Source organism: Staphylococcus sp. CWZ226 (assembly GCF_018986355.1).
In the GTDB taxonomy this organism is placed as follows: domain Bacteria; phylum Bacillota; class Bacilli; order Staphylococcales; family Staphylococcaceae; genus Staphylococcus; species Staphylococcus simulans.
This window is the reverse complement of the sequence record NZ_JAHMSB010000008.1, coordinates 96,660-107,386: the sequence shown is the minus strand read 5'-3', so window position 1 is coordinate 107,386 and position 10,727 is coordinate 96,660. Positions and strand designations below refer to the sequence as shown.

The window sequence follows — 10,727 nt, the reverse complement described above, 5'->3', positions numbered from 1 at the left end:
TTAGACATAGGCGCATTATCTCCTTAATTATTGGTTGTAGGATACTTCTAATTATAGAGATAATTGCGCTTTTTTTGTATCAAAAATAGGACTAGTGATTATCACCAGTCCTAAATAGTATAGAGCCTCTTATTTTTATACTCAGATATTATCTTTTTTCAATCGCGCAAATATAAGGCGGATTATTTTGTTGGTTAATAAAACCGTATTGTAAGACATGTGCTTTTTGTTGATCGAATTGTTGAAGATATTCAAAGACAACATTGCTTTCTATTCGACCTTCAGGATGGCCAGGGTAAATCACAATTACAATAATACCTTCTGGTGCTAACATTTCAAAAAGTGACTCAATGGCTTGTATAGTAGTTTCAGAAGTCGTCACAATATGTTTATCACCTTTAGGCAAGTATCCTAAATTAAAGATTGCCGCATCAATCGGCAAATCTTCTTGTTTGATGTAGCGTGATACATGTTCATGTCCATCTAAGATCAAAGTAGTGTTGTTATAATCTTTTACTTTCTCTCGTGCTGCTTTGATAGCCGCTTCCTGTATATCAAACCCATACACATGCCCCTTTGGAACATGCTGGGCTAAAAATAATGTGTCATGTCCATTGCCGCACGTAGCATCTACTACTGTGCTAGTTTCATTGATGTGAGAAATAATTAATGACTTCGCAAAAGGTAAAATACGTTCTACTTTCATGATTGTTCTACTTTCTCTACAGGTTGATAATGTTCACCTTGTGCGGAATGACGACGTGCTAATTCTGCATCAATCGCATTCAGCACTTCCCACTTATTAACACTCCACATTGGTCCAACCATTAAATCAATTGGGCCATCACCTGTAATACGATGAATAATCATTTCAGGTGGCAAGATTTCTAATTGATCACAAACTAAGTTGACATATTCTTCTTGTGACATAAAATTCAACATGCCTTTTTCATATTGTTTTACCATCGGTGTACCTTTAAGTAAGTGTAATAGATGGATTTTGATACCTTGAACATCCATTTGTGCGACAGTTTTTGCTGTTTCCATCATCATGTCATAATCTTCACCAGGCAAACCATTAATAATGTGGGTACACACGTTAATATTATGTTTTCTCAATTTAGCAACACCATCATAATATGTCTGCATATCATGTGCACGGTTGATTAAATCGGAAGTTTCTTGATGTACGGTTTGTAATCCTAATTCCACCCATAAATACGTACGTTTGTTTAAATCGGCTAAGTATTCAACCACATCGTCAGGAAGACAGTCAGGTCTTGTTCCAATGGATAAGCCGACAACACCAGGTTCTTTCAACACAGGTTCAAATTTTTCTTTTAACACTTCGACAGGTGCGTGTGTATTTGTAAAGGCTTGGAAATAAGCAATATATTTACCTTCATGCCATTTTTCATGCATGCGTTCTTTAATTTCTTTAAATTGTACATCAATCGGATCTGCACGATTTCCCGCAAAGTCACCACTTCCTGCAGCTGAGCAGAATGTGCAACCGCCATGTGCAACAGTGCCGTCACGGTTTGGGCAATCAAAGCCTCCATCTAATGCGACTTTAAATATCTTTTGTCCGAATCTATTTTTTAAATGATAATTCCATGTATGATAACGTTTATCTTCAAATGCATACGTAAAATATCGACCCATATGACATTTTCCTTTCTTAAATTAATCCATTGTAAGATTTTACCATAAATTGAAGGGACATGTTGAGGAGAAAATCCGAATTAGGTCTTTTATTCATTTGAAAATTATAGTAAGATGATTTGGTTGCAAAATCCAAAATTCAATTCAATATAAATCCTAAACACGTTTCGCTTACAGTTATTTGTCTCTGTTTGCGAAATTTTTATTGGTAAAAATACAGAACGTTTTTGCCTGAGAAAAAGATAAAAAGAATAGAAAGCGGGTGGAACAGTATGAATATGCCTAAATCCATTTGGTGGTTAGTTATTGGTATGGCCATCAATATTATGGGTGCTAGTTTTTTATGGCCTTTAAATACGATTTATATGAGTCAGGAATTAGGGAAGAGTTTGACGACTGCCGGAATGGTTTTAATGATCAACTCTTTAGGTATGGTTGTCGGGAACTTATTAGGTGGCTTTTTCTTTAATAAGCTCGGTGGTTTTATTACGATTATGAGCGGTGCAGTGATTTGTTTATGTGCAACGACATTATTGAATTTCTATCATGGATGGCCTTTATATGCGGTATGGTTAGTCATGTTAGGATTTGGGGGCGGTATCATTATCCCGGCAATTTATGCGATGGCAGGTGCAGTTTGGCCGAATGGTGGACGCCAAACCTTTAATGCTATCTATTTAGCACAAAACTTAGGTGTCGCATTTGGTGCTGCTATTGCTGGGTATGTAGCTGAACTCAGCTTTAATTACATTTTCATCGCAAACTTGTTAATGTATGTCGCATTCTTTATCTTGGCAGTGACACAATTTAATTTACAATATCGCGGTAAAGTTAAAATACCCGATGCAAACCAATGGGCACAAAAGAAATATCGCAAACGTTTTGTGGCTTTGTTATTACTTTGTGTTATGTTTTCAATTTGTTGGATTGCATATATTCAATGGGAAAGTACTATCGCTTCATTCACTCAAGAAATGAATATTTCATTGTCTCAATACAGTGTTCTATGGACAATTAACGGTATTATGATCTTAGTAGCCCAACCTTTAATTTATCCGGTTATTCGCTTACTTAGAGGTAATTTGAAGAAACAGATGTTTGTCGGAATTTGCGTATTCATCGTGTCATTCTTTGTGACAAGCTTTGCGGAGCAATTCTCAGTATTTGTGATTGGGATGATCATTTTAACGCTTGGTGAAATGTTCGTATGGCCAGCCGTTCCAACTATTGCGAATCAATTAGCGCCTGAAGGTAAACAAGGTGCTTATCAAGGTATTGTTAATTCAGCAGCGACGGTCGGTAAAGCATTCGGACCTTTAATCGGCGGTATTTTAGTTGATAGTTTCAATATGCAAGCCATGTTCTTAACGATGATGGGCTTATTGTTTATTTCGATGTTTTTCTTATTTATATATGATAAACGTTTATCACCAGATGAATTTGATGTTTAAACAAGGTATACGTGGTATATCTTGTTTTTTCTTTTTATGGATAAGCAGAGACGTAGAAAATCTTCATTAATATATCAATGAGAATAGAAGCGGTGACTAGGAATTTAAGACTTGCATTAAGAGTTAGAATAAAATATAGTTATAAGTGTATATGGAGTAGTAATTTAATGGACTTATCAAGAGAGCTGGTGTTCGGTGCAAACCAGTTAAGTCATTTAAATGAACTTACCAGCGATTATATTAAGAATAATACAGCTCGAGCTATTATGTATGAGGTGCGTAGAAGATACGAATGAAGGTGGTACCGCGGCACAATGTCGTCCTTCATAAGCAAAGCATAATAGTTTGAGTTGTATTTTTTTATTAGGAGGAAAGCAAAGTGAGTTTTAATCATCAAGAAATTGAGAAGAAATGGCAAGATTATTGGGCAGAACACAAAACGTTCAAAACGAACGATAACTTGGGTCAAAAGAAATTTTATGCTTTAGATATGTTCCCGTATCCATCAGGTGCTGGACTTCATGTTGGGCACCCTGAAGGTTATACAGCAACAGATATTATTTCACGTTACAAACGTATGCAAGGGTACAACGTGTTACATCCTATGGGATGGGATGCTTTCGGTTTACCAGCAGAACAATATGCGTTGAATACAGGTAATGATCCACGTGAATTCACTAAAAAGAATATTCAAACGTTTAAACGCCAAATTCAAGAATTAGGTTTCAGTTATGACTGGGATAGAGAATTAAGCACAACAGATCCTGACTATTATAAATGGACACAATGGGTATTCATCCAACTGTTCAATAAAGGTTTAGCTTATGTTGATGAAGTAGCTGTGAACTGGTGTCCTGAGCTTAAAGCGGTTTTATCTAACGAAGAAGTTGTAGATGGCGTTTCAGAACGTGGTGGTTTCCCAGTATATCGTCGTCCTATGCGTCAATGGGTACTTCGTATTACAGAATATGCAGACCGTTTATTAGAAGACTTAGAAGATTTAGATTGGCCTGAATCAATTAAAGATATGCAACGTAACTGGATTGGTCGTTCTGAAGGGGCAAAAGTTACGTTTGAAGTTGAAAATCATGGCGGTAAAATTGATGTGTTTACGACACGTCCGGACACTATTTATGGTGCGACTTTCGCAGTATTAAGTCCAGAACATGAGTTAGTCTCTCAAATTACAACAGAAGATCATAAAGCAGAAGTGGAAAAATACCAAAAAGATGCTTCTATGAAATCTGATTTGGAACGTACAGATTTAGCAAAAGACAAAACAGGTGTATTCACTGGTGCTTATGCGATTAATCCATTATCTGGTGAAAAATTACCAATCTGGATTGCGGACTATGTCTTATCATCTTATGGTACAGGAGCTGTGATGGCTGTTCCTGCGCATGATGAACGTGACTATGAATTCGCACAAAAATTTGATTTGCCAATCAAAGAAGTTATTGAAGGCGGAGATATTTCAGAAGCGGCATACACAGGCGATGGTCCACATGTAAATTCTGGTGCTTTAAATGGCTTGCATAATGCTGAAGCCATTACAAAAGCAATTGAATTGTTAGAAGAAAAAGGTGCCGGCGAGAAAAAAGTCAATTATAAACTTCGTGACTGGTTATTCAGCCGTCAACGTTATTGGGGTGAACCTATTCCAATTATTCATTGGGAAGATGGCACTATGACAACTGTTCCGACTGATGAATTACCATTATTATTACCAGAAACTGATTCTATCGAACCTTCTGGTACTGGTGAATCTCCACTTGCGAATATTGATGAATTCGTAAACGTTGTAGATCCAGAAACTGGTATGAAGGGTCGTCGTGAAACGAATACGATGCCACAATGGGCAGGCAGTTGCTGGTACTACTTACGCTATATTGATCCGCATAACGATGAAATGTTAGCAGATCCAGAAAAATTAAAACATTGGTTACCGGTTGATTTATATATCGGTGGTGTAGAACACGCTGTACTTCACTTACTCTATGCAAGATTCTGGCATAAAGTACTTTATGATTTAGGCGTTGTACCAACGAAAGAACCATTCCAAAAATTATTCAACCAAGGTATGATCTTAGGTGAAGGTAACGAAAAAATGAGTAAATCTCGTGGTAACGTTGTAAACCCTGATGATATCATCCGTTCTCACGGTGCTGATACATTACGTTTATACGAAATGTTTATGGGACCTTTAGATGCGGCTATCGCTTGGAGTGAAAAAGGTTTAGATGGTTCAAGACGTTTCTTAGACCGTGTATGGAGATTGTTTGTAAATGAGGATGGTTCATTATCTTCTAAGATTGTAGATACTGATGATAAGTCACTTCAAAAAGTTTATAACCAAACTGTTAAAAAGGTGACAGAAGACTTTGATACATTGAACTTCAACACAGCAATCAGTCAATTGATGGTCTTCATCAATGAAGGTTATAAAGCTGATCAATTATACAAACCATATGTTGAAGGTTTCGTTAAAATGTTATCACCAATTGCACCACACTTAGGTGAAGAACTATGGGCTAAATTAGGTCATGATGAGACAATCAGTTACCAACCTTGGCCAGATTTCGATGAAGCATTGTTAGTAGATGACGAAGTTGAAATCGTTGTCCAAGTTAATGGCAAAGTAAGAGCAAAAGTCTTCATTCCAAAAGATGCGTCAAAAGAAGAAATGGAAGATATTGCGTTACACAATGAGAATGTTAAATTAGATATAGGGGATAAAGACATCAAGAAAGTCATCGCAGTTCCGCAAAAATTAGTTAATATTGTAGCTAAATAATAAAGGAGGATGATTAAGTTATGGAATCAATCACAACTGATGAATTGAAAAAGAAAATGTTCGATAATGAACCAATTCATATCGTTGATGTCCGAGAAAACGAAGAAACAGCGAAAGGTATTATTCCAGGAGCAACAACTATTCCAATGAATGAAATTCCTGATAACCTTAATGAATTCAATGAGAATGATACGTATTACATTATCTGTGCTGCAGGTGTTCGCAGTGCGAATGTAGTGAATTACTTGAAAGAACAAAACCCTAATATTCATGCGGTTAATGTAGAAGGCGGTATGAAAGCTTGGGGCGATGAAGGTTTAGAAATTAATAGTATCTAATTGAATGATAATAGCCGAAACTGGTCGTAAAATTACGATGCAGTTTCGGCTATTTTTCATTTTGTTGATTAAATTATGTGAAAAACTATTCAAACTGTCCGGCATTGATACCTGATACACGGCCTGTAACCAATGCGCTTGTAATATTGTAACCACCAGTATAACCATGAATATCTAAAACTTCACCGCATAAAAATAGGCCAGGTGTAATTTTTGACATCATTGTATGCGGTTCAATTTCTTTAATAGAAACACCGCCACCTGTCACAAATGCTTTTTCAATAGGTAACGTACCATTCACTGTAAATGTAAAACCTTTGAACAGTTGTGCAAGCGTCAGGATTTGTTGGTTGGAAATATGATGACCTGTAGTGTCTTCAGCTACACCAGCTTGTTCTAGTATAAAGTTGAGATAGCGTTCTTCTATAATCCCACGCAGACTGTTTTTAACAAGTTTATCTGGTGTTTCTTTAATTAAAGATTTGATACGCGCTTGAACCTCATTTTCTTTTTCGTCAGGGAACACATCTAATTGCATTTGAATGTCTTGTTTCTTTTGAGATTTTTGTTCTTTGTAGACGAATTGGCTGCATCGTAATGCGGCTGGACCACTGATTCCAAAATGAGTGAAAATCATATCCATTTGATGTGTGATACGCGGTTTGCCATTTTTTCTAAGCACTGATAATGCGACATCTTTTAAACTCAATCCTTTTAGAGTCTTCCTGATAATAAAAGGTTCTTTAGAAGTAATTGGGACTTCAGTAGGGAAGAGTTCAGTTATTGTATGACCGAGAGACTCAGCAAACGTATAGCCATCTCCAGTTGATCCTGTTTGCGGAACACTTGTCCCACCCGTCGCAATAACAACGGTCTTACTATGATAAACTTGATCATTTTGATCTGTCACAATAAAATGGCCGTCCTCATCTAGCTTAATATGTTTGACTGCAGTTTCTTCTTTAATTTCAACATTATTATTTTTGAGTTCTTGAACTAAAGTATCTACGACGTCTTGAGCACGGTTAGAAACCGGGAACATTCTGCCGTGATCTTCTTCTTTAAGTTTCACACCGCGAGATTCGAAGAACTCAATAATGGATGCGTTATCAAAGACTGAAAAAGGACTGTATAAGAATTTTCCGTTACCTGGAATGTGGCGAATAATTTCATCATAGGGCAGTCGATTTGTGACATTACATCGTCCGCCGCCTGAAATTTTTAATTTCCTGCCGAGTCCTTTTTTCTTTTCTATTAATAATACTTTTTGTTTGTTTTGACTTGCGGCTGCTGCAGACATTAAACCACTGGGTCCGCCGCCGATAATAATCGATTGATACATATAATCGGTACGCGCTGAAATGAATATGCGCGTCTGCCTCCTTTAAATTTGATTTCTGTATTGTATTTAGGTTATTGTGAAAGCTTAGGTAAGTCATTTGCTTGTTTTGCAGTGTCTGCGATATATTTCTCTGACACTGTTGTGAAATTATTTATATAATCTTTCCTGTTAACACTATTTTAAGCTATAATACTAATGAAAAAAAGTAACTGCTGACAATTGTTGGTAGTAGGATAAGATTAAAATTATTTTCAGATAGGAAGATTGTAATGAATGAAAGTCAAGAATTAGTAAGAGGGACCTTTCTTCTAACGGTAAGTATTTTAATAACTAAAATACTAGGTGTGCTATTTATCATTCCGTTTTATGCCATTATCGGCGGAGAAGAAAACTTGGCCCCGTTCAACTATGCATATGCACCTTATAACATTGCGATTGCGGTAGCAACTGCTGGTGTGCCATTGGCCGCATCAAAATATGTTGCGAAATATAATGCAATCGGTGCATATCATGTCAGTCAAAAGTTATATCGATCAAGTTTTATCGTTATGTCAATCAGCGGTGTTATCGGTTTTATTATTTTATATGCATTATCACCATTGATTGCCAATGTGACACTTGCGCATAAATCAAACATAGAGGGCGGCTGGACTGTCGAAGACATCACGTGGATTATTCGTATTATCAGTACAGTTGTTATCTTCATTCCGTTACTTGCAACTTGGCGAGGTGTGTTCCAAGGATTTAAATCTATGGGACCTACAGCTGTTTCTGAAGTAACTGAACAAGTTGCACGTATTATTTTCATTTTAGGCGGCAGTTATGTCGTGTTAAATGTGATGGGTGGATCAGTATTGATGGCGAATGGTGTCGCTACGTTCGCGGCAGCAATCGGTGCTATCGTCGGTATCTTTACGCTATGGTATTACTGGCGTAAGCGTAAACCGCATATTGATAAAATGGTAGCGTCTGATACCACTGGTTTAGATGTACCATATTCAAAAATGTATAAGGAAATTATTTCTTATAGTATCCCGTTTGTCATTGTGAGTTTGAACTTCCCATTATTCAATATTGTAGACCAATTAACACATAACAATGCGTTAGGTATGGCAGGAGTACCGCAACAATTGCATGACTACTTCTTTACAATCTTGAATATGACAACAAATAAAATTGTGATGATACCAACATCTTTAGCTGCTGGTTTCGCGATTAGTTTAATCCCTTATATCACTAAAACTTATGAGTCAGGGGAATTATCAGAAATGCATCGTCAAATCAGAACATCATTAGGTGTATTGATGTTCATCACTGTTCCAGCAAGTTTAGGTATTATGGCTTTAGCAGCACCGTTATATACAGTGTTCTATAGCAGTAACTTTGACGGAAGTCGTTTATTATTCTTCTACGCACCCGTCGCGATGCTGATTTCTTTATTAAGTATTACAGCATCAATGCTGCAAGGAATTGATAAACAGAAATTGACAGTGTTTGTTATTTTAGCAGCAGTCGTCGTAAAGGTTGTCTTGAACTTCCCATTAATTGTCGCATTCCATACAGCAGGTGCGGTATTAAGTACAGGTATCGCATTATTGTTTGCGAACATATGTAACTTTTATATTTTGAAAAAGTATGCTAAGTTTACATTTACAGAAACTTGGATACAGTTTGCGAAAATCTTTATCTATGGCTTTATCATGATGCTTTGTGTTGAAGCAGCATATTGGGTAACGCAACTGATTGTGTCACCGCAAACTAAAATCGGAAGTCTGATTATCTTAATTGTGGGGGTTGTTATCGGCATGGTTGTTTATGGCGGTATCACGCTGAAAACAAGACTTGCTGACCAATTTTTAGGTGAATTGCCAAGCAAGTTACGTAGAAAGTTGAGAATCTCATAATGCGATTGGATAAATTTTTATCGAACATGGGTGTCGGAACACGCAGTGAGGTAAAACAATTGCTTAAACAGAACGCTGTTGAAGTGAATAACAAAAAAGAAAAACAAAGCAAACGACAAATTGATCCGAATTCAGATATCATTACAGTCAATGGAGAACAAATAACTTATATTGATAAGATTTATCTGATGCTCAATAAACCTGAAGGCTATGTGTCTGCTGTAGAGGATGCAGAACACTTAACGGTTATCGGATTAATTGAAGACTACCAATATTTAGACATATTTCCGGTAGGTCGTCTTGATAAAGATACTGAAGGCTTATTATTGATTACGAATGATGGGCAATTTAATCATGATGTAATGAGTCCGAATAAACACGTATCGAAAGTATATCGTGTTGAAGCAGCACTGCCTGTAACAGAGGAAGATGTACAAAAGTTTGAACAAGGTATTGAATTATCAGATGGACCGGTTAAACCTGCAAAGCTTGAACTAACGGAAAATCCAAGGATTGTGTACGTTACAATTCAAGAAGGACGTTACCATCAAGTAAAAAGGATGTTTCACGCAATTGAAAATGAGGTAACTAAATTAAAGCGAGTTCAAATCGGAAGCTTAAAACTAGATGATAATCTGTCAAAAGGTGCATATCGTACTTTGACGGAAGCAGAATTAGAACTAGTGAAAAACTAATTTCTTAAAGGACAAGGTGATTATTATGGCAAAATCAAGTAACTTTTTTAAAGCAGTACTAGGTATTGGTGCAGCAACTGCAGCAGTATTATTATCAAGAAAAGAAAGCAGAGATCGTCTAAAACAAGAGTATGATAAATACAAAGAAAATCCAGAATCATACAAAGAAAATGCTAAAGAATTAGCGAACCAAGTTGCATCTAAAGCAACTGAAACGTTCAACGAAGTAAAACAAGATCCTAAAGGCTATGCTGAAAAAGTAAAACAAGATCCTAAAGGTTTCTTACAAGAGCAAAAAGCTCGCTTCTCTAATTCAGAAGATGCAGCATCACCAACTTTAGATGATGTTAAACAATCTGATGAAGCACAAAATAATATCAGAATTGTGACTGAAGAAGACTTAAAACAAAATGACAATAAAGGTTCAAACGATACTAAATAATAGCAATTGAACTTTCAGTACCTTAGCGAATAGCTAAGGTACTTTTTTTATTTAAAAATTTCATTCTGAGATGACTGTGATGACAACATTTTGAGA

Annotated in this window: 9 protein-coding genes and 1 other annotated feature; of the genes, 6 read left to right on the top strand and 3 right to left on the bottom strand. The window is 36.4% G+C overall.

From position 1 onward, the window contains the following. Positions 1 to 148: 148 nt before the first annotated feature. Both mnmM and mnmL read right to left on the bottom strand, forming a co-directional pair. Positions 149 to 706, bottom strand: a complete 558-nt coding sequence (gene mnmM, locus KRR19_RS08125; protein WP_070626315.1) for a tRNA 5-(aminomethyl)-2-thiouridylate-methyltransferase MnmM — start codon at positions 704 to 706, stop codon at positions 149 to 151. Continuing rightward, positions 703 to 1,665, bottom strand: coding sequence for a tRNA modification radical SAM protein MnmL/YtqA (mnmL, locus tag KRR19_RS08120; protein ID WP_002481235.1), 963 nt, complete (start codon positions 1,663 to 1,665; stop codon positions 703 to 705). The genes mnmM and mnmL overlap by 4 nt, the downstream gene beginning before the upstream one ends. Positions 1,666 to 1,937: 272 nt before the next feature. Here mnmL and KRR19_RS08115 point away from each other — a divergent pair, with 272 nt between their 5' ends. From KRR19_RS08115 to KRR19_RS08105, 3 genes are all read left to right on the top strand, one after another. After that, positions 1,938 to 3,116, top strand: coding sequence for an MDR family MFS transporter (locus tag KRR19_RS08115; protein ID WP_216733579.1), 1,179 nt, complete (start codon positions 1,938 to 1,940; stop codon positions 3,114 to 3,116). A 137-nt stretch (positions 3,117 to 3,253) separates the two neighbouring features. Next, positions 3,254 to 3,444: a binding site (T-box leader), on the top strand. Between the two features lie 51 nt (positions 3,445 to 3,495). Beyond that, positions 3,496 to 5,910 carry a leucine--tRNA ligase gene (gene leuS, locus KRR19_RS08110; protein ID WP_216733578.1) on the top strand — a complete coding sequence of 805 codons (2,415 nt, stop codon included), beginning with the start codon at positions 3,496 to 3,498 and terminating at the stop codon, positions 5,908 to 5,910. A 20-nt stretch (positions 5,911 to 5,930) separates the two neighbouring features. Next, positions 5,931 to 6,248: a rhodanese-like domain-containing protein gene (locus tag KRR19_RS08105; protein WP_002481231.1), complete on the top strand. Its 318-nt coding sequence runs from the start codon at positions 5,931 to 5,933 to the stop codon at positions 6,246 to 6,248. Between the two features lie 85 nt (positions 6,249 to 6,333). On the opposite strand, the gene KRR19_RS08100 is transcribed toward KRR19_RS08105, so the two are convergent. After that, complete coding sequence (locus tag KRR19_RS08100) at positions 6,334 to 7,590, bottom strand: BaiN/RdsA family NAD(P)/FAD-dependent oxidoreductase (protein ID WP_207021155.1); 1,257 nt, start codon at positions 7,588 to 7,590, stop codon at positions 6,334 to 6,336. Between the two features lie 269 nt (positions 7,591 to 7,859). Here KRR19_RS08100 and KRR19_RS08095 point away from each other — a divergent pair, with 269 nt between their 5' ends. The 3 genes from KRR19_RS08095 to KRR19_RS08085 are packed head-to-tail and all read left to right on the top strand — an operon-like array spanning position 7,860 to position 10,631. Next, positions 7,860 to 9,494 carry a putative polysaccharide biosynthesis protein gene (locus tag KRR19_RS08095; protein WP_070463358.1) on the top strand — a complete coding sequence of 545 codons (1,635 nt, stop codon included), beginning with the start codon at positions 7,860 to 7,862 and terminating at the stop codon, positions 9,492 to 9,494. Then, positions 9,494 to 10,189 carry a pseudouridine synthase gene (locus KRR19_RS08090; protein WP_023015990.1) on the top strand — a complete coding sequence of 232 codons (696 nt, stop codon included), beginning with the start codon at positions 9,494 to 9,496 and terminating at the stop codon, positions 10,187 to 10,189. The genes KRR19_RS08095 and KRR19_RS08090 overlap by 1 nt, the downstream gene beginning before the upstream one ends. Before the next feature lie 25 nt (positions 10,190 to 10,214). After that, positions 10,215 to 10,631, top strand: a complete 417-nt coding sequence (locus KRR19_RS08085; RefSeq protein WP_057509789.1) for a YtxH domain-containing protein — start codon at positions 10,215 to 10,217, stop codon at positions 10,629 to 10,631. Positions 10,632 to 10,727 lie beyond the last annotated feature (96 nt).

Bases quoted from the DNA above. Each gene is read 5' to 3' on its own strand.
- KRR19_RS08100 (WP_207021155.1), bottom strand. From the start codon at position 7,590: ATGTATCAATCGATTATTATCGGCGGCGGACCCAGTGGTTTAATGTCT.
- mnmM (WP_070626315.1), bottom strand. From the start codon at position 706: ATGAAAGTAGAACGTATTTTACCTTTTGCGAAGTCATTAATTATTTCT.
- KRR19_RS08115 (WP_216733579.1), top strand. From the start codon at position 1,938: ATGAATATGCCTAAATCCATTTGGTGGTTAGTTATTGGTATGGCCATC.
- KRR19_RS08085 (WP_057509789.1), top strand. From the start codon at position 10,215: ATGGCAAAATCAAGTAACTTTTTTAAAGCAGTACTAGGTATTGGTGCA.
- KRR19_RS08105 (WP_002481231.1), top strand. From the start codon at position 5,931: ATGGAATCAATCACAACTGATGAATTGAAAAAGAAAATGTTCGATAAT.
- KRR19_RS08095 (WP_070463358.1), top strand. From the start codon at position 7,860: ATGAATGAAAGTCAAGAATTAGTAAGAGGGACCTTTCTTCTAACGGTA.
- mnmL (WP_002481235.1), bottom strand. From the start codon at position 1,665: ATGGGTCGATATTTTACGTATGCATTTGAAGATAAACGTTATCATACA.
- KRR19_RS08090 (WP_023015990.1), top strand. From the start codon at position 9,494: ATGCGATTGGATAAATTTTTATCGAACATGGGTGTCGGAACACGCAGT.